The organism is Kitasatospora sp. NPDC001540 (genome assembly GCF_042894345.1).
Classification (GTDB): Bacteria; Actinomycetota; Actinomycetes; order Streptomycetales; family Streptomycetaceae; genus Kitasatospora; species Kitasatospora phosalacinea_C.
On the sequence record NZ_JBIAVO010000009.1, the window covers coordinates 139,042 to 156,952 of the forward strand.

Consider the following 17,911-nt stretch of genomic DNA (forward strand, 5'->3'; position numbering starts at 1 on the left):
GGCCCCCCCCCCCCCCCCGCGCCCCGGGGGGCGCCGGCCGGGGGGGCCCGGCCGCCCCGCGGGCCCCCCCGGGCCCCCCCCGGGGGGGGGGCGCCCCGGGGGGGGGGGGCGCGGTGCCGGGACGGCGGACAGCGGGGCGTGGTCAGGCGGCGATCAGCAGGCTCCGGCGCGGGGCGATCACCCGGCCGTCCGGCAGCAGCTCACCGGTGTCGTCGAACAGCAGCACGCCGTTGCACAGCAGGCTCCAGCCCTGTTCGGGGTGGCGCGCGACCGGGACGGCCGCTTCGCGGTCAGCCGATTCGGCGGACGGACACTCGGTTCGGTGCTGGCACATCCTTGTACCTCGCTTCGCTGAAATTCTGCACCGGATCAGGTGTGAACCGGCGTCAGCCGGGTAGGACGATTGGTCCTCCGCCCGACCGTCACCAGTGTCCGACTCCGCAGGCGCTCGCGCAGCCATTTGGTGACATGCGCCACAGAAGAGCGTGCGAGATCACCCGACCGGGCGGGAGGCGGTCCGATCCGCGCACAGACGGGCCATGGCGCACTGATCCGATCAGATCAGTGCGCCATGGCCCGTCCGGGTGGTGCGCCGATCGGTCGGACCGGCCCGACCGGTCAGCCGATCAGCGCGCTCGACTGTGCGGCGGCGGCAGCAGCGGCGACGGCGACGGTGGCGGCCGCGCCCCGGGCCGGGGCCGCGGGGGAGCGCTCCAGCCGGGCCAGCAGTTCGGCGGCGGGCAGCACCTGGTGGGCCGCCACCCCGAGCGGGGCGGGGGCCAGCGGGACGAGCAGGTCCTCCCCGGGCTGGGCGCCGTGCAGCCACAGCGCCGAGGCGTAGTGCTCGGGCAGCGACAGCAGCCGGGGCTCGTACCGCCCGGGCGTGCCGTGGGTCAGCTGCCAGGCCTGGCGCAGGGCGCGCACGGTGGAGTCCAGGAACGGGCCCGCGGTCAGGTGGGAGAAGGCCGGTCCGGCCGGGCCGTCGACCACCTCGGCGGCGGCCACCACCCCGTCCAGCCCGTCCTCGGTGAACTCGCCGACGGTCAGTGGCGCGCGCTCCCGCCCCCGCTCCCCCCGTGGCTCGGCCGCGCCCGGCGCGCCCGGGGCCTGTGCGCCCGGTCGGCCCGCTCCGGCGGCGCAGTCGCCGTGCCCGCAGGGGGCGGGCGCGGTGGGCGCGGCCTCCCCGGGGGCGGTCTCGCTCAGCAGGAAGCGCCAGCCCGTGCAGTCGGCGCCGGCCAGCCGGGGCGCGGGGCCGTGCAGGGCGTGGACGGGCAGGGCGAGCAGCGGCCGGGGGCGGTCGACGCTATGGCGCAGGACGCTGGCCGAGGACGGCGGGAGCTCCGCCTCGGGAGCGAGGGCGCGGAGGACGGCGCGCAGTGCGCCGGCCGGGGGCTGGGACAGGTGCAGGGTCATGGCTGGGTCGCCTCTCCGTGCGAGATCGGCGTGCCGTGCGGCATACCGGCATGGCGCCGACGCGAGGTGAGGTCTGGCCGTGTCCGGTTGTGCATGGCGCCGAGTGTGGTGGGCGGGTCGTCGACGAGGGCCCCTCGGCATCGTGGGTGTCTCGGACGGCCCTGACCGGGCCTGAGCTGCGTGCGAATTCCATTCGAACAGGTGCGCAGGGTGACCTTCATATCACGTTCCGTTGCGCGACACAAGTTGAGGAATGGCTGATCATCCGTCAGAAACACTGTCCCGCACGGCTGTTCCGCCGCCCGGGCTATCGATCTTCGAGCTGGGCATGATGCTGGGGCACTGTCGACCGAGGGGAGGGAAGGCACCCGTGGGCGAGAAGGTCGTGGCGACGCGGGCGGAGCTGGCCGACCGGCAGCTGTACCGCCGCAAGCTCCAGTCCTGTCTGGACGTACTGGAGCGGATGCTCAGGGAGGAGCGGTTCGACCGCCCCCGGGCCATGATGGGCCTGGAGATCGAACTGAACCTGGCCGACGAGCAGGGCCTGCCGGTGCTCCGCAACGAACAGGTGCTGGACGCGATCTCCTCCGCCGACTTCCAGACCGAGCTCGGCCGGTTCAACATCGAGGTCAACGTCGCCCCCCGCCGCCTGGGCGGACACGTCTTCGAGGACCTCCGGGAGGAGCTCGACACCGGCCTGCGCTACGCCGACCGGCGGGCCGCCGCCGCGGGCGCCCGGATCGTGATGGTCGGCATCCTGCCCACCCTCGACCTCCAGCACGCCGGGCTGGACGCGATGAGCCGCAACGACCGCTACAGCCTGCTCAGCGACCAGATCCTGGCCGCCCGCGGCGAGGACATCGCGCTCGACATCGACGGGGTGGAACGCCTCGCCGTCGACTCGGTCTCGATGGTCGCCGAGGCCGCCGCCACCTCCCTGCAACTGCACCTGCAGGTCACCCCGGCCCGCTTCGCCTCGGTCTGGAACGCCGCCCAGGCGATCTGCGGCGTCCAGCTCGCGCTCGGCGCCAACTCCCCGTTCCTGTTCGGCCGCGAGCTGTGGCGCGAGACCCGCCCGGTGCTGTTCCAGCAGGCCTGCGACACCCGTTCGGCCGAGCTCAAGGCGCAGGGCGTGCGCCCCATCACCTGGTTCGGGGAGCGCTGGGTCGACTCCGCGCTCGACCTGTTCGCCGAGAACCTGCGCTACTTCCCGGCGCTGCTGCCGATCTGCGACGACGAGGACCCGGTCAAGGTGCTCTCCTCCGGCGGCGTCCCCCGGCTCGGCGAGATGCGCCTGCACAACGGCACCATCTACCGCTGGAACCGCCCCGTGTACGACGTCGCCGACGGCGTCGCGCACCTGCGGGTGGAGAACCGCTGCCTGCCCGCAGGCCCGACCGTGGTCGACACCCTCGCCAACGCCGCCTTCTACTACGGCCTGGTCCGCGTCCTCGCCGAACAGTCCCGCCCGATCTGGACCAGGCTCCCCTTCGAGCTGGCCGACCGGAACTTCCAGAACGGCGCCCGCCACGGCATCGACGCCGTCCAGTGGTGGCCCCGCAGCGGCCGCGGCGCCCGCGGCCAGGTCGAACTCCCGGCCACCGACCTGGTCCTGAACGAACTCCTCCCGCTCGCCCACCAGGGCCTGGACGAATGGGGCATCGAAGCCCGAGACCGGGACCGCTACCTCGGCATCATCGAACAGCGCTGCCTCCGCCGCACCAACGGCGCCGCCTGGCAGGCCGCCACCGTCCACCGCCTGCGCGAACACCACAACCTCGGCCCGAACGAGGCGATCGCCGCCATGACCCGCCGCTACATCGAGTGCATGCGCACCGGCGAACCCGTCCACACCTGGCCGCTCGACTGACTCCCCGCCCGCCCCCGCCCGTCCCCGTCCCCCTCCCGAGCGGGCACCGGCCACGGCGCTTCACGGAAGGCTCATCTTCCTGTGAAAGGATGATCGGCCCGGGGCAGCAGCACGGCCCCGGGCCGATCGTCCGCCCCCGGGAGACCCGTGACCACCGCCTCGGCCGAGCCCGCCACCACCCCCAAGGCCCCTTCGCGACGGCTCCTCGCCGTCGAGCTGCTGATCGTCCTCGGCCTCTCCCTCGGTGCCAGCGGCGTCAGTTCGCTGATCAGTTTCGTCGGCTCGCTCACCGAGCACGCCGACCTCGGCAGCCAGGTCGCGACCCTCAACGCCTCCCGCGCCCCCGGCCGCCCCTGGCTCGACCTGGCCTGGCAGCTCTACTCCGTGGCCCGCGGCCTGATGCCGGTCGTCCTGGTCGGCTACCTGCTCGTCCGGGAGGGCGCCTCGCTGCGGGCGCTGGGCTTCGACCTGCGCCACAAGCTCTCCGACCTCGGCCGCGGCGCACTGGTCGCCGCCTGCATCGGCGGTTCCGGCCTCGCCCTCTACCTGGGGGCCCAGGCCGCGGGCGTCAACCTCACCGTCGCCCCCTCCGGCCTGCCCGACGTCTGGTGGCGGATCCCCGTCCTGGTCGCCTCCGCCTGGCAGAACGCCATCCTGGAGGAGGTCGTCGTGGTCGGCTACCTGCTGCGCCGCCTGCAGCAGATCGGCTGGAGCTGGCCCGCGGCGGTGGCCGCCAGCGCGGTGCTGCGCGGCTCGTACCACCTCTACCAGGGCGTCGGCGGACTGGTCGGCAACATGGTGATGGGCGTGGTCTTCTGCCTGCTCTACCGCCGCTGGCAGCGGGTCGGCCCGCTGGTCGCCGCGCACGCCCTGATCGACACCACCGCCTTCGTCGGCTACGCCCTGCTGGCGGGGCACGTCAGCTGGCTGCCCTGACCCGGCCGGGGCCGCCGCCGCGACCGCTCCGCGCTGACTCCCCGTCACCGGACGGCGGTAGGCTGACCCCCGACAGCCGCGGTGGCGGGGTACGCACGACGGGGGAGCGCGAGATGGACGGACTGCCGGGCCCGCACGGCGCACGGGTACGCCTGATCGCGGACGCCCTGCACAAACTCACCGGCCGCCCGCCCGTCGTCGACCGCACCCGCCACGGCGCCACCCGGCTCTCCGTCCGGGTCACCGAACAGCCCGACCAGACCCAGACGCTCGCCATGCTGCGCGTCCTCGCGCTCGGCGACCGCTACGGCCACACCGAGACCGCCCGCTGGCAGCGGGTCTGGGTCGAGATCTCCGACCACACCGTCCCCCTGCCCGCCCCGCTGCGCACCTCCCCCACCCGCCCCGAGGAGTGACCGGCCCGGCCGCTCGCGTGCCGACGGGGTCCGAGACACTCCGGTGCGTGCTGATCGAGGGATACGACCACGGGCCGCTGGTCGCGGGTGAGCGGCTGCTCGAGCGCGCCGGGTTCTGGTCGCACCACCTGCTGGCCATGTGCCGGTTCACCCCGGACGGGGCCCGGCCGGAGCCCGAGCGGTTCGGCGACGACGGCGCGGACACGGACGCCCTGTCCGAGGTCCTCCTGGACGACCGGGCCTGGCCGGTGCTCCGCATCCCGTTCCGAGGCGGCCGTCCGGGCCGCGCGCACCCCTGCACGCGCAGCCGACCGACCGGGCCCCGCACCGCTCGGAGGCCCGCGGGCGGGACGGCCCTCAGCAGGCCCACGGGTTCAGCCGGGCCCGCGAGGGCGGCCGTCGCAGCAGCCGGTCCACGTGCTCGCGCTGCAGCCCCTGCGCCGGGTCGACCGGCAGCAGCAGCCGGTCCGTCCGCAGGACGCTGCGCCGCACCAGGCGCGGCGGGATGCAGTCGTCCACCCAGGCGAACGGGCGGCCCTGCGCGTGTCGCAGCAGCGGCGCCCACTTGGCGGCCGAGAACAGCTCCATCAGCGGTACCCGCGGGTCGTCGGGCTGCGGCACGTAGCCGCTGAACACCACCACCGGCAGCTCGGGCAGGCCGAGCAGCGGGCCGATGTGCTCGTTGGCGCGCTCCTCCCACGTGGTGGCCCACACCAGTTCGTAGTGGTCGGCCAGTTCGCGCAGCCAGTCGCCGTGGCGCGCCGACAGCAGCACCGAGTAGCCCAGCAGGGTGTGCGCGTCGAAGTCGTCGTCGGGGTGCGGGAACACCGGGTTCAGCACCCCGTCGACGTCGAGGTACAGCAGTGGCTTGTCCATGCGGCGGTCCCTCCCGGTCGCGGCCAGTTACCTGGTCGGACGAGCCCGGGGGCCGGGAGGTTGCAAGCTGTCAGCGGCTGTCACCCGGAAGTGACGGCCTCCGCCTCCGCCGCCCCGGCCCGTGACCCCGCCCGCGCCTCCGGGACGGCGCGCTCCAGGTGCCGCACCTCCGGCACCAGCAGCACCAGCCCGGCCAGCGCCGCGCAGATCAGCGCGCAGCCCCACAGCGCCCCGGAGAGCCCGAACGCGTCCGCCGCCGGACCGGCCAGCGCGCTGCCCAGCGGCAGCAGCGCGAACGAGCCGAACGAGTCGTACGCCGACATCCGCGACAGCAGTTCCTCCGGGATCTCCTGCTGCAGCGTCACCATCCAGCCCACCACGAACACCGTGGTGCCCACGCCCGCCAGGAACATCGCCAGCGCCACGGGCAGCAGCGGCCAGCCCAGCGCGAGTGCCAGCGGCGGCAGCCCGAACAGGAACACCCCGCCGTTGCCCACCAGCAGCAGCCGACGCGGCTGCCAGCGCGTCATCAGCGGGCCCGCCACCACCATGCCGACGCTCAGCGCGGCCATCGCCACGCCCCACGCCCCGGCGCCGCCCATCCGGTCCTCGGCCACCACCGGCCCGTATACCGCCTCCACGGCGAGCACGCACGCGTTCATCAGGCCGAACTGCACCACGATCGCCCACAGCCACCGCCGGGCGGTGAACTCCCGCCAGCCGACCAGCAGTTCGTGCGCCAGCCCGGGGCGCGCCGGGCCCCGCCCGGGGCCCGCGGGCTCCAGGCCGACGCGCAGGGCCGCCGCGACCGCGAAGCACGCCGCGTCGGCCGCCAGCACCCAGCCGGGGCCGACCACCGCGACCAGTACGCCGCCGAGCGCCGCACCCGCGATCGACGCGCCGTTCATCGCCATCTTGAACACCGAGAACGCCTTCGCGGCGTGCTCGGCCGGCACCGCCTGCAGGATCACCCCCTCCGCGGCCGGCGCGTAGAACGCCTGCCCCGCCCCGCCCGCCGCCGAGAGCGCCGTCAACGCCCACAGGCTCGGGTGCCCGAACAGCACCAGCGCCGCCAGCACCCCCTGCGAACCGGCGTTGAACAGGTTCGCCCCCACCATCACCAGGTGCCGCGGCAACCGGTCCGCAACCGCGCCCCCCACCAGCAGCAGCACCACCAACGGCACCGTCCGCGCCGCGGTCACGTACCCCACCTCGGCGCTGCCCCAGCGCGGATCGGAGTGCAGGACGGCGAACGCGGTGGCGATCGGAGCCGCGGCGTTGCCGAGCCCGCTCACCACCGTCGCCGCGGTCTGAACGCGATAGTTACGGCCCGCCCAGGCCGGATCGAGGAACGTCACCGCCCGACCATGGACCTGCCACACCCCCGCTGTCCAGCGCTTTTCCCCCTCTGCCCCGGCCCGCCGGGGGCAGGTGTCAGCCCAGGTGCCCCCACAGGAAGCTGAGCGTGCGCCGCCAGGCGATCTCGGCCTGCAGCGGGTCGTACGCGCTGGGGGTCTTCTCGTCGTTGAGGAAGGCGTGCCCGGCCGGGTAGAAGTGGATCTCGGGGCGGCGCCCCGTCGCCTCGCCGATGCGGCTGGCGGCCTCGTCGACGACCTCGGCGGGGAGGGAGGCGTCCTGTTCGCCGTAGTGGCCGAGGACGTGGGCGGTGAGGCCGTCGTAGCGGTAGTCCTCGTCGGGGAGCCCGTAGAAGGGGACGACCGCGGCGATGCGGTCGCCCTCCTGGACGGCGAGGCGCAGGGCCAGGCCGCCGCCCATGCAGAGGCCGATCGCGCCGATCGCGTCGCCGACGGTGGCCGGGTCGTCGAGCAGGTACCGGACGGCGGCGGTGAGTTGCGCGGTGGCCCGTTCGACGGGGAGTTCGCGTTTCATCCGGGCGGCCTCGGCCCGGTCGTGGGTGACGGTGCCGCCGTACAGGTCGGGGGCGAGGGCGGTGAAGCCGGCCGCGGCGAGGCGGTCGGTGAGGTCGGCGACGTGCCGGGTGAGGCCCCACCACTCCTGGACGACGAGGACGCCGGGGCCGGTCCCGGCGGGCGGCCGGGCGAGGTAGCCGTGCAAGGTGCTCCCGGAACCGGGTCCGGGGAAGCTGGTGTTCTGGCGGGCGGCGCCCATGGCCTCTCCGTCGGGACGGCCGCGCGCGGCAGCCTGGGGCGGCTCGCGGCGGGCAGCGGGTTCGACTGGTGATCGGGGCGCACTCTATGCGCGGCGGGTGGCGGAATCCACGTCCGCCACCCGCCTCCTGACGTACCGTCGCCCCTCGTTCAGCCCATCTCCTCCAGGGACTTGCCCTTGGTCTCCTTGATGCAGAAGGCGACGAACGGGATGGACAGCAGCGCGAAGCAGGCGTAGATGACGTACGTCGCCGACAGGTTCCAGTCGGAGAGGTTGGGGAAGGTGACGGTGATGGCCCAGTTGGCGATCCACTGCGCGGAGGCGGCCACCGACAGGGCCAGCGCCCGGATCCGGTTGGGGAACATCTCGCCCAGCAGCACCCAGACCACCACGCCCCAGGAGAAGGCGAAGCAGAACACGAAGACGTGCGCGGCGACGAGCGCCACGGTGGCGTACGAGTCGGCCAGGGTCGCGCTGTCGCCGGTGCCGTGCCGGAAGGAGAAGGCCCAGGCGGCGAGGCCGAGCGAGAGGGCCATGCCCGCGGAGCCGGCCAGCGCCAGCGGCTTGCGGCCGATCCGGTCGACCAGCAGCATCGCGACCACGGTGCCGACCACGTTGACGATCGAGGTGGAGAGCGAGATCAGCAGCGAGTTGGACTCGTCGATGCCGACCGACTGCCACAGGAACGAGGAGTAGTAGAAGATCACGTTGATGCCGACGAACTGCTGGAACACCGAGGCACCGATGCCGATCCAGACGATCGGCAGCAGCCCGAAGCGTCCGCCCAGCAGGTCCTTCAGGCGGGGCTTGTGCTCGGTGTTCAGCACCTGGCGGATCTCGGCGACCCGGGCGTCCAGGTCGACGTGCGCGCCCTCGACCTCGGCCAGCACCTTGCGGGCCTGCGCCTCGCGCCCGTCGCTGATCAGGTACCGCGGCGACTCGGGGATGGACAGCGCCATCAGCCCGTAGACGACGGCGGGCACGGCCTCGACGCCGAGCATCCACTGCCAGGCCTGGACGCCCGCCAGGTGGTTGGTGGACTCGCCCCCGGCGGCCTGGTTGAGCGCCCAGTTGGCGAGCTGCGAGACGGTGATGCCGAGCACGATGGCCATCTGCTGGAAGGAGGCCAGTCGGCCCCGGTACGCGGTGGGCGCGACCTCGGCGATGTAGGTGGGGGCGATCACCGAGGCGATGCCGATGGCGATGCCGCCGAGCACGCGCCACACGCCGAGCACCTCGATGCTGGGCGGGAACATCGATCCGACGCCGCTGATCGCGAACAGCACGGCGGCCAGCAGCATGGTGCGCACCCGGCCGTAGTGGTCGGCCAGCCAGCCGGCCACCACGGCGCCGGCCGCCGAGCCGAGCAGGGCGATGGCGACCACGAACGCGGTCTCGCCGTTGCCGACGTCGAAGTGCTTCTGGATGCCGGTGACCGCGCCGTTGATCACCGCACTGTCGTAGCCGAACAGGAATCCGCCCATCGCGGCGGCGGCGGAGATGAACACCACGTGGCCGAGGTGTTCGTCCCTGGGGGCGGCGTGGGTAGCCAGTGGTCTCTCCCTACATGACGATCCGTCCCGTTTGGGACGGAAATCTCCGGAGGTAATTCGACCAGCGGCTACCCCGCCGTCCGCGTCCGACACGCCCGCAGACGATCAACTGTCAGTCCGACGAACGGTCAGCGGGGCCCGTCCGCAGGGCCATCCGCCGCAACAGTTGCGCCCGGGCGCCCGAGTCCTGCGGGTTCCCGGTGGCCGCGTGCCGCGCGGCCAGCCGATCGGCGACCTCGCCCTGGAGCTCGACCGGCTTCTTGTCGTCGTACTTGAACTTCGCCCGCACCCGGTGCACCGCCAGCCGCAGCCCCCGGATCGCGGTCAGCTGCGCCCAGTAGACGTCTCCGGGCTCCACCCGGTCCGCGGGCTGCTCGGGCTGGAAGTGCGCCAGTTGCCGGTTGAGCAGCGCGGCCTTCCGGGCCGGGTCCTCGACCAGTTCGGCGGTGCAGGAGAATTGCACGGAGGCGTAGTAGCTGGTCGGGGTGTACGGGGCGCCGCGCCAGCGGCCGGGGGCGAAGGCGTAGTCGTCGGTGACGGCCAGCGTCACGTGCGGGTCGGCGCGCACCGCGGCCAGCAGCGGGTTGGCGGCGGACAGGTGCAGCAGCACCTCGCCCGCCTCGGCGTCCAGCAGGAAGTGCGTGGGGGTGAGCACCGGGCCGTCGGGCCCGTTGGCCGCCAGCGTGCCGAAGTCCCGGCCCGCGGCCAGCCACTGGTGCCACTCCTGTTCCGCGCCGCGGTCCCACCCCCGGATCAGCACGGCTGCCCCGGCAGGTACGCGGGGGGCCCGACCTCGGTGTGCGGGGCGGGCAGCGGCGCGCCGTACGCGGGGGCGACGGGGACGACGCCCGCCCAGTACGGCAGGGCGAGGTCCTCCTCCTCGTCGTTGACGCCGCCGGTGCGGGTCTTCGCCGAGACCCGGTCCAGCTCCAGCCGGATCACCGCGGTGGCGGCCAGCTCCTTGGCGTTGCCGGGGCGGCAGTCGGCCGAGCGGCCCGGCACCACCTGGTCGACGATCGCGTCCAGCGCCAGGCGCAGCTCGGCGGGGTCGGTGACCTGGTGCGCGGTGCCGTGGGCCACCACCGAGCGGTAGTTGACCGAGTGGTGGAAGGCGGACTTGGCCAGCACCAGCCCGTCCACGTGGGTGACCGTCACGCACACCGGCAGGCCCGGTTCGTCCTTCGCCCCGCGCAGCGGGCGGCTGCCGGTGGAGCCGTGCACGTACAGCACCCGGCCGACCCGGGCGTACAGGGTGGGCAGCACCACCGGGGCGCCGTCGCGGACGAAGCCGAGGTGGCAGAGGTAGCCGGCGTCGAGGATCGCGTGCACGGCCGCTTCGTCCCAGGCGGCGCGCTCCTTGGAGCGGGTCGGGGTGGTGAGGTCGTCGCGGGTGTACGACGCGCCGGGACTGTCCGACATGACAACTCCTCTGTACTAGTGCATAATCTGCTTTGTGCTAGGAGACTATCGGATCACCGGTCGGCGGGCCAGCGACATTGCCGCCGACGTCGAACGCGCGGTCGCCGCGGGGGAGTTGGCCCCCGGGGCGGCCCTGCCCCCGCTGCGCGAGCTGGCCGGCGAGCTCGGCGTCAACCCCAACACGGTGGCCGCCGCCTACCGCCTGCTGCGCGAACGCGGCGTCATCGAGACCGCCGGGCGGCGCGGCAGCCGGGTCCGTCCCCGCCCCGTCACCGCCCCGCGGGACCAGGCCCGGCTGCCCGTCCCCTCCGGCGCGCGGGACGTCTCGGCGGGCAACCCCGACCCGGCCCTGCTCCCCCCGCTCGGCCCCGCCCTGGCCGCCGCAGCCGCCGGCCCCACCGTCCTGTACGGGCACCCCGTGGCCGAGCCCGAACTGCTCGCCGACTACCGCGCCGAGTTCCGCGCCGACGGCGTCCCCGAGGGTGAACTCGCGGTCTGCTCCGGCGCGTTGGACTCCATCGCGCGCGTCCTGTCGGCCCACCTGCGCCCCGGCGACACCGTCGCCGTCGAGGACCCGGGCTGGGGCAGCCTGCTCGACCTGCTGCCCGCCCTCGGGCTGCGCCCCGCCCCCGTCCCGGTCGACGACCAGGGCCCGCTGCCCGCCCCCGTCGCCGCCGCCCTCGACCACGGCGCCCGCGCCCTGGTCGTCACCAGCCGCGCCCAGAACCCCACCGGCGCCGCCCTCACCCCCGCCCGCGCCGCCGCCCTGCGCGCGGTCCTGACCGAGCGGCCCGGGGCCGTCCTGATCGAGGACGACCACGGCCACGGCATGGTCGACCAGCCCTTCCGGTCGCTGGCCGACGGCACCGTCAGGCACTGGGCGCTGGTGCGCTCCGCCGCCAAGGCGCTCGGCCCCGATCTGCGGGTCGCCGTCTGCGTCGGCGACGCCGACACGATCTCCCGCGTCCTGGGCCGCCAGCGCCTGGACGCCGGATGGGTCAGCCACCTGCTGCAGCGCACCGTCCTCGAACTGCGCCGCCGCCCGCCCGCCCCCGCCCCCGTCTACCGGGCCCGGCGCGAGGCCCTGCTGACCGCCCTCGCCGCGCACGGCATCCGCGCCCACGGCGCCAGCGGTCTCAACGTCTGGGTGCCTGTCCCCGACGAGACCGCCACCACCGCCGCGATGCTGCACCGCGGCTGGGTCACCGCCCCCGGCTCCCGGTTCCGCCTCGCCTCCCCGCCCGGCATCCGGATCACCGTCTCCACCCTCGACCCGGCCGAGGCCCCCGAGCTGGCCGCCGACCTCGCCGCCGTCCTGGCCGCCCCCGCCACCGGCTCCCGGCTGACCTGAGGAGGCCGCCCGTGCTGGTCCACCTGGAGCGCCTGCGCCCCGGCGAACCCCCGCTCGCCGAGGTCCGCACCCCGTACGGCCCGGCCCTCGCCCGCTGGCGCGGCGACCCGGCCGCCCCGCCCGGCGCGTACCGCGTCGAGTGGACGATCGACGAGGAGCACGCCACCGTCCGCCCGGCTCCCGGGGCCGCGCCCGCCGTCCGCACCGAGGGCGAACTCCTGCTGCTGGTCGGCGAGTTCGACGGCGCGGGGGAGTTGCGGATCGGCGACAGCCTGACCCTGCTCGACCTGGCCGCCCCGCCCGGCCGGATCGAGGTCGCCGTCCCGTGCGTCCGCGCCGAGCTGTACCCGTACGACCTCTGACGGCTGTCATGTCCGCGAGGAATAGCGGACGGCCCGTTCCGGTTGGAGCCCGCAGTGGCACCGACCAGGAAGGACCCGTCATGCGCGTCCGAAACTCGCTCCGCTCCCTGAAGGCCAAGCCCGGCGCGCAGGTGGTCCGCCGTCGCGGGCGCACCTTCGTGATCAACCGCAGGGACCCGCGCTTCAAGGCCCGCCAGGGCTGACCGCGCGCGAGGGCCCCCGACCGGATAGGCGATCCGGTCGGGGGCCCGGCGCGTCTCAGCCCTTGGCCAGCAGCGCCTGCGCGTGCTCGCGGACCTGGTCGCGGGACAGGTACGCGTCGGTGTACTCGAAGTCGCGCAGCCGGGCGGGCTGGCGGGCCAGGAAGCCGGTGCGGACGAAGTCGTCGCCCGCGGTGGCGTTGAGCAGCCAGTTCGCCGCCGTGCGGTACTTCGCGGCGTTGGTGCGCATCGCCATCACGTGGTAGCCGCGGGCCACCGCCTGGGCGGGCGCGCCGTGCAGCTCCACGCCCAGCGGCTTGGAGACCGCGTCCTTGCCGCCGAGGTCGACGACCAGCCCCAGGTCCTTGTGGAAGTACGGCTGCAGCGGCTGGTTGCGCAGCGCCGCGACCAGGTTGTCGGCGACCTTCTTGCCCTGCCGGGCCGAGTGCTGCGCGGTCGGCGGGCAGACCGCCCCGTCGCCCTTGGCCAGGTCCGGCACCGCGGCCGCGTCGCCGAGCGCGAACACGCCCTCGAACTGCGGCACCCGCATCTCCGCCGTCACCGCGAGGCGCCCGCGCACCGTCTCCGCGTCCAGCGTGCCGACCAGCGGGGAGGCGGCCACGCCGGCCGTCCAGATCAGGGTGCGGCACGGCAGGCTGCGCCCGTCGGTGAACTTGACCGTCTCCGGTCCGACCTCGGCGACCGACACGCCCAGCGACACGTCCACGCCGCGCCCGCGCAGGATCTCCATCGCGGTGGTGCCGAGCTTGTCGCCCAGTTCGGGCATCAGCTTCGGCGCGATGTCGATCAGGTGCCACTTGATCAGCTGCGGGTCCAGCCGCGGGTAGCGCTTGACCGCCGCCGTGGTCAGCCGCTGCAGGCAGGCCGCGGTCTCGGTGCCCGCGTACCCGCCGCCGACCACCACGAACTGCAGCCGGGAGGCCCGCTCGTTCTCGTCCATCGAGGCGGACGCCAGGTCCAGCTGGGCGATCACGTGGTCGCGGATGTAGGTGGCCTCGGCGAGCGTCTTCATGCCGCGCGCGTAGTCCGGCAGGCCGGGGATGTCGAAGGTCCGGGTGACGCTGCCCGGCGCGAGCACCAGGTAGTCGTACTTGACCGCCACCACCTCGTCGGTGATCTTGCGGACCACGGCGACCTTCGACCGCGGATCGATGCCGATCGCCCCGCCCGGCACGATGTGGGTGCGCCGCAGCGAGCGCCGCAGCGAGATCGCCACCGACTGCGGGGTCAGCACCCCGGCCGCGACGTGCGGCAGCAGCGGCAGGTACAGCTGGTACGAGAACGGCGTGACCAGGGAGATCTCCGCCTCGGAGGGGGCGAGCTTGCGCTCCAGGCGGCGCGCGCACTCCAGTCCGGCGAAGCCGCCGCCGACGATCAGGATCCGAGGTCGTTCCATCTTCATCCCCTACTGTGTGCAGGTCCGTGAGTGGCAAGGACGACTGTTGGCCACACTCGCACGGGGTAACGGCGGGTGCATCTCCAACGGGCTGCCGGGCGCCTGCCCGCCCGGCGCGCGGCCATGCCCCCGACGGGGCCGCTAGGCTGTCCGGATGCTCTCCGAGGTGACGGCCGTCCGCTACGCGACGCCGCTGCGCGAAGGCGGTTCGATGCCGGGCCTGATCGAGGCCGACGACCGCCGCCTGTACGTCCTGAAGTGGGTCGGTGCGGCCCAGGGCCGCAAGGCGCTGGTGGCCGAGGTGCTGGCGGGTGAACTCGGCCGCCGGCTCGGCCTGCCGGTGCCCGAACTCGCCCTGGTCGACCTGGACCCGGTCCTGGCCCGCAGCGAGCCCGAGGTGCAGATCCAGGACCAGATGCGGGCCAGCGGCGGCACCAACCTCGGCATGGCGTACGTCTCCGGGGCGCTGAACTTCGACCCGCTCTGCTTCGAGGTGGAGGACGACTTCGCCGCCCGGGTGCTCTGGTTCGACGCGCTGATCGGCAACGTCGACCGCTCCTGGCGCAACCCCAACCTGCTGGTCGCGGCCGGCGGACTGCGACTGATCGACCACGGCGCCAGCCTGATCTTCCACCACAGCTGGCCGGGCGCCGAGAAGTGGCGCCGCAAGCCCTACGACGCCTCCGACCACGCGCTGCGGCACGCCGCCGGCCACCTGGGGGCCGTCGACGCCGAACTCGCCGCCCTCGCCGAGCGGGCGCTGCCCGCCGCGGTCGCCGCCGTCCCGGACGTCTGGCTGGCCGACGAACCCGGCTTCGACACCCCCGAGGACGTCCGCGCCGCCTACACCGCACAGCTCACCGCCCGCCTCGCCGGGCCCCGCGACTGGCTCCCGGAGGTGGCGTCCTGATGGAGCCCGTCCACGAACAGCCCCGCCACGACTACGAGTACGCGCTGATCCGGGCCGTCCCCCGGGTCGAGCGCGGCGAGTGCGTCAACATCGGCGTCCTGCTGTACTGCCGCACCGCCGAGTACCTGGGCGCCCGCACCCACCTCGACCAGGGACGGCTGCTGGCCCTGGACGCGCTGGCCGACGTCGCGGGCGTGCGGCGCGCGCTGCGCGGCGTCGAGGCGGTCTGCGCGGGCGGCGAGGCCGCCGGTCCGGCCGCCCGGGACAGCGCCGGGCAGCGCTTCCGCTGGCTCACCGCCCCGCGCAGCGCCGTCGTCCAGCCCGGGCCGGTGCACACCGGGCTGACCGCCGACCCGGCCGCGGAACTCCACCACCTGTTCGACCGTCTGGTGCTCTGAGCGGCCCGGCCGGGCGGTCGGGCACGGAGCGTCCACCGGATCGGCGAACTACTTGTCGGTCTCAATACTGGAGACACTGAAACGAATGGGCGTACCCTGACCGCCATGGCCAGCAGCACAGGCAGCGACACCGCCGCCACCGCACCCTCCAGCACCGAACTCATGGAACGGATCGCGGCCGTCGGCACCGCCTACTTCCAGGACTTCGCCGTCGCCGCGGCCCGCCACGGCCTCAACTCCTCGCAGGCCAAGGCCCTCAAGGCCGTCCTCGAACCCGTCCCGATGCGCGCCCTGGCCGGACGGCTCGGCTGCGACGCCTCCAACGTCACCGGCATCGTCGACCGCCTCGAGGCGCTCGGCTACGCCCGCCGCGAGGCCGCCGCCACCGACCGCCGGGTCAAGATCGTCACCATCACCGGGCCCGGCCGCGACGTCCTGGACCTGATCCGCGCCGACATGACCCGCGCCCGCGCCGCCTTCGACAGCCTCGCCCCCGAGCAGCGCGCCGCCCTCGCCGGGCTCTGCGACCAGGTCCTGCCGCTGCTGCTGCGCCCGTGAGGCCGTGACCGAGGCCGCGAGCCCGTGACCGTCCGTGGCGTGCCGTACGCTCACCGGATGCACCAGGACCAGGGCAACGGATGGACCGCCACGGGGCTGCGCTGGCAAGGCGGCGCGCCCCACCTCACCGCCACCGACGGCCGCGAGCGCCACACCCGTCCGCTCGCCGACGGCACCCCCGTCGCCTGGCGGATCACCGGCCCGCGCCGCTGCACCGGCGCGCACACCGAGCGCGGCCACCGCCCCTGCCCGCACCGCGCCACCGTCCCCGCCGAGGGCACCCTCAGCCAGTGCCCGAGCTGCCAGAACGCCGACCGCGGCCTGCAGCTCGCCCGCGACCGCATCCTCGACGACGGCCGCGCCTACCGCCTCTACCTCGCCTGGTTCGCCCCCGACCTGCTCAAGGTCGGCCTCACCGCCGCCGACCGCGGCACCGCCCGCCTGCTCGAACAGGCCGCCCTCACCTGGACGTTCATCGCCCACGGCCCGCTGCCCGCCGTCCGCCGCGCCGAACTCGCCCTCGCCCACGCCCGGCTGGCCCGCGAACGGATCCCCGCCGCCGCCAAGTACCCGGCCTGGTGGAGCCTGCCCGCCCCCGCGCAGCGGCACGACGCGCTCACCGCCGCCCGCACCCGCGCCCACCGGTTGCTCGCCGAGCACGACCAGCTGACCCTGCTCCCCGACCACCCCGTCACCGACCAGGTCGACCTCTTCGGCCTCACCGACGGCGCCCCCGACCACTACCAGCAGGTCAAGGCCCTCGCCGACGGCGCCCGCCTGACCGGCCGCCTGCGCCCCCCGATCGGCAGTCACCTCCTCCTCGACCGCCCCGACGGCCCCCCACTGCTCCTCGACACCCGCCTGCTCACCGGCTGGACGCTGCACCCCGCCCCCGACGCCCCCGGCTGCGAGGGCCTGACCCTGCTCCCCAGGGCCCGCCCCGCCGCCGAACAGGACACCCTGTTCTAGCCGCTCGGGGCCGCTCGGGGCCGCTCGAAGCCGCTCGGGGCCGCTCCCGCCGAAAACCCGTTGAACCCGGGGCCGCCCGCCCGGGAGGCTCCCGGCATGGGCCCATGGACCTTCAGCGCGCCGCCACCGACCCCCGAACCCCCGGCCGTCGACGCCTTCCTCTCCGCCGTCGACCGCACGATGAACAGCAACACCCTGCTGCTCACCGCGGAGTGCGACCCGCCCCTCACCGCGCAGGACGGCCCCGCCGCGCTGCCCGCCCTCCTGCGCGGCGACCTGTTCGATCCGCTGCTGCGCGGGGCCGACGCCCGCCGCGGCTGGCACCGCCTCACGGACGACCACCGGACCCACCAACCCCCGCTCCTGCGCCGGGACTTCCGCGCTGAGCCGGAACCCCTCGACCGCGCGGGATTCCTGGCCCGGCTGCGCTGGATGCTCCGCGAGGCGTGGAGCCCGTACCAGCGCCGGCTCCCGGCGGCGCGGGCCGAACGGCTGGTCGGCGACTTCGCCCGGGAACTGCTCGGCCCGGACGGCCGCGACGGCTGCGGCAGCCGCGGCGGCCCGGCCTGGTCCTTCGCCGCGGTCGGCCCGGACTTCCTGCGCTGCGCCCACTACCCCGACGACGCGCCGGACCAGTGGCCGACCTACTTCGACGGCTGCGGCAGCGACACCGCCACGCTCGCCCACCGCGGCCGCACCCTGCACCTGCTGCTCACCAACGGCTCGCCCTGAGCCCGCCCCGCCCCGCCCGGGCCGGGCCCCGGCCGCCCTCAGCCCCTCTTCCGGGCCTCCTGCTTCTGCCGCGCCCCCAGCGCCGCCAGCGCCATGTCCTGCGCCTGCGACTTCAGGTTCTTGTAGCCGTACCCGCGGTCCGTCAGCCACAGCTCCGCCGCCGTCTCGGCCCGCACCGAGGCCGCCACCACGTCCTCCTCCGACTCCCCGTGCTCCAGGAAGCGGAAGGTGAAGAACGGCCGCGCCGACAGGTCGTACGTCAGGTGCCCCTCCTCGGTGAACTCCGCCCGCAGCACGTCGTGCTCGGCGGCCTCGGCCTGCAACTCGGCCCGCTGCTCGTCGGTCAGGGCGTCGAAGGAGCCGCGGACCGTGATCCGGAAGGTGCGCTTGGTCATGCCCGG

The 17,911-nt window shown here is 74.7% G+C and carries 21 protein-coding genes; 11 read left to right on the plus strand and 10 right to left on the minus strand.

What is annotated here, in order from left to right:
- Positions 1–142 precede the first annotated feature (142 nt).
- Positions 143–334 (minus strand): DUF5999 family protein, encoded by a 192-nt coding sequence (locus ACFY00_RS14140; RefSeq protein WP_033251206.1) that lies wholly within the window; start codon positions 332–334, stop codon positions 143–145.
- Positions 335–618: 284 nt separating this feature from the next.
- Complete coding sequence (locus tag ACFY00_RS14145; protein WP_388030934.1) at positions 619–1,413, minus strand: hypothetical protein; 795 nt, start codon at positions 1,411–1,413, stop codon at positions 619–621.
- 370 nt (positions 1,414–1,783) lie between these two features.
- Between ACFY00_RS14145 and ACFY00_RS14150 the strand changes: the two genes are divergently transcribed.
- From ACFY00_RS14150 to ACFY00_RS14160, 3 genes are all read left to right on the plus strand, one after another.
- Positions 1,784–3,283, plus strand: a complete 1,500-nt coding sequence (locus ACFY00_RS14150) for a glutamate--cysteine ligase (RefSeq protein WP_388030935.1) — start codon at positions 1,784–1,786, stop codon at positions 3,281–3,283.
- 147 nt (positions 3,284–3,430) lie between these two features.
- Positions 3,431–4,219, plus strand: coding sequence for a CPBP family intramembrane glutamic endopeptidase (locus ACFY00_RS14155; protein ID WP_388030937.1), 789 nt, complete (start codon positions 3,431–3,433; stop codon positions 4,217–4,219).
- 113 nt (positions 4,220–4,332) lie between these two features.
- Positions 4,333–4,635, plus strand: coding sequence for a hypothetical protein (locus ACFY00_RS14160; RefSeq protein WP_388030939.1), 303 nt, complete (start codon positions 4,333–4,335; stop codon positions 4,633–4,635).
- Positions 4,636–4,992: 357 nt separating this feature from the next.
- Here the strand turns inward: ACFY00_RS14160 and ACFY00_RS14165 are convergent, their stop codons facing one another.
- The 6 genes from ACFY00_RS14165 to ACFY00_RS14190 form a co-directional block, all read right to left on the minus strand.
- Positions 4,993–5,511 (minus strand): HAD domain-containing protein, encoded by a 519-nt coding sequence (locus tag ACFY00_RS14165; RefSeq protein WP_388030942.1) that lies wholly within the window; start codon positions 5,509–5,511, stop codon positions 4,993–4,995.
- A gap of 80 nt (positions 5,512–5,591) precedes the next feature.
- Positions 5,592–6,869, minus strand: a complete 1,278-nt coding sequence (locus ACFY00_RS14170) for an MFS transporter (RefSeq protein WP_388030943.1) — start codon at positions 6,867–6,869, stop codon at positions 5,592–5,594.
- Positions 6,870–6,945: 76 nt separating this feature from the next.
- Complete coding sequence (locus tag ACFY00_RS14175; protein ID WP_388030945.1) at positions 6,946–7,641, minus strand: dienelactone hydrolase family protein; 696 nt, start codon at positions 7,639–7,641, stop codon at positions 6,946–6,948.
- Positions 7,642–7,790: 149 nt separating this feature from the next.
- Positions 7,791–9,194: a sugar porter family MFS transporter gene (locus ACFY00_RS14180; protein ID WP_388031100.1), complete on the minus strand. Its 1,404-nt coding sequence runs from the start codon at positions 9,192–9,194 to the stop codon at positions 7,791–7,793.
- Between the two features lie 112 nt (positions 9,195–9,306).
- Complete coding sequence (locus ACFY00_RS14185) at positions 9,307–9,954, minus strand: FMN-binding negative transcriptional regulator (protein WP_388030948.1); 648 nt, start codon at positions 9,952–9,954, stop codon at positions 9,307–9,309.
- A complete protein-coding gene (locus tag ACFY00_RS14190) occupies positions 9,948–10,613 on the minus strand; it encodes a pyridoxamine 5'-phosphate oxidase family protein (protein WP_388030950.1) in 666 nt (221 codons plus the stop codon). The genes ACFY00_RS14185 and ACFY00_RS14190 overlap by 7 nt, the downstream gene beginning before the upstream one ends.
- Before the next feature lie 34 nt (positions 10,614–10,647).
- On the opposite strand from ACFY00_RS14190, the gene ACFY00_RS14195 reads away from it, so the two are divergent.
- The 3 genes from ACFY00_RS14195 (at position 10,648) to ykgO (ending at position 12,529) form a co-directional block, all read left to right on the plus strand.
- Positions 10,648–11,964: an aminotransferase class I/II-fold pyridoxal phosphate-dependent enzyme gene (locus tag ACFY00_RS14195; RefSeq protein ID WP_388030952.1), complete on the plus strand. Its 1,317-nt coding sequence runs from the start codon at positions 10,648–10,650 to the stop codon at positions 11,962–11,964.
- 11 nt (positions 11,965–11,975) lie between these two features.
- On the plus strand, positions 11,976–12,326 hold the full coding sequence (locus ACFY00_RS14200) for a hypothetical protein (RefSeq protein ID WP_388030954.1): 351 nt from the start codon (positions 11,976–11,978) through the stop codon (positions 12,324–12,326).
- Between the two features lie 80 nt (positions 12,327–12,406).
- The gene (ykgO, locus tag ACFY00_RS14205) at positions 12,407–12,529 is read left to right on the plus strand and encodes a type B 50S ribosomal protein L36 (RefSeq protein ID WP_111552099.1); all 123 of its coding nucleotides are present in this window, start codon (positions 12,407–12,409) and stop codon (positions 12,527–12,529) included.
- 55 nt (positions 12,530–12,584) lie between these two features.
- Here the strand turns inward: ykgO and ACFY00_RS14210 are convergent, their stop codons facing one another.
- Positions 12,585–13,943: an NAD(P)/FAD-dependent oxidoreductase gene (locus tag ACFY00_RS14210; RefSeq protein WP_388030958.1), complete on the minus strand. Its 1,359-nt coding sequence runs from the start codon at positions 13,941–13,943 to the stop codon at positions 12,585–12,587.
- Between the two features lie 154 nt (positions 13,944–14,097).
- On the opposite strand from ACFY00_RS14210, the gene ACFY00_RS14215 reads away from it, so the two are divergent.
- The 5 genes from ACFY00_RS14215 to ACFY00_RS14235 all read left to right on the plus strand — a co-directional run bounded on the left by ACFY00_RS14215 (position 14,098) and on the right by ACFY00_RS14235 (position 17,510).
- Positions 14,098–14,853 (plus strand): HipA family kinase, encoded by a 756-nt coding sequence (locus ACFY00_RS14215; RefSeq protein ID WP_388030960.1) that lies wholly within the window; start codon positions 14,098–14,100, stop codon positions 14,851–14,853.
- Positions 14,853–15,251, plus strand: a complete 399-nt coding sequence (locus ACFY00_RS14220; RefSeq protein WP_388030962.1) for a DUF3037 domain-containing protein — start codon at positions 14,853–14,855, stop codon at positions 15,249–15,251. The genes ACFY00_RS14215 and ACFY00_RS14220 overlap by 1 nt, the downstream gene beginning before the upstream one ends.
- Before the next feature lie 105 nt (positions 15,252–15,356).
- Positions 15,357–15,809, plus strand: a complete 453-nt coding sequence (locus tag ACFY00_RS14225) for a MarR family winged helix-turn-helix transcriptional regulator (RefSeq protein WP_388030964.1) — start codon at positions 15,357–15,359, stop codon at positions 15,807–15,809.
- A gap of 57 nt (positions 15,810–15,866) precedes the next feature.
- Positions 15,867–16,778 (plus strand): DUF2797 domain-containing protein, encoded by a 912-nt coding sequence (locus ACFY00_RS14230; protein WP_388030967.1) that lies wholly within the window; start codon positions 15,867–15,869, stop codon positions 16,776–16,778.
- 96 nt (positions 16,779–16,874) lie between these two features.
- Positions 16,875–17,510, plus strand: a complete 636-nt coding sequence (locus ACFY00_RS14235; protein WP_388030969.1) for a hypothetical protein — start codon at positions 16,875–16,877, stop codon at positions 17,508–17,510.
- Between the two features lie 38 nt (positions 17,511–17,548).
- Here ACFY00_RS14235 and ACFY00_RS14240 read toward each other — a convergent pair whose 3' ends face one another.
- Complete coding sequence (locus ACFY00_RS14240) at positions 17,549–17,905, minus strand: DUF6204 family protein (protein WP_388030970.1); 357 nt, start codon at positions 17,903–17,905, stop codon at positions 17,549–17,551.
- Positions 17,906–17,911 lie beyond the last annotated feature (6 nt).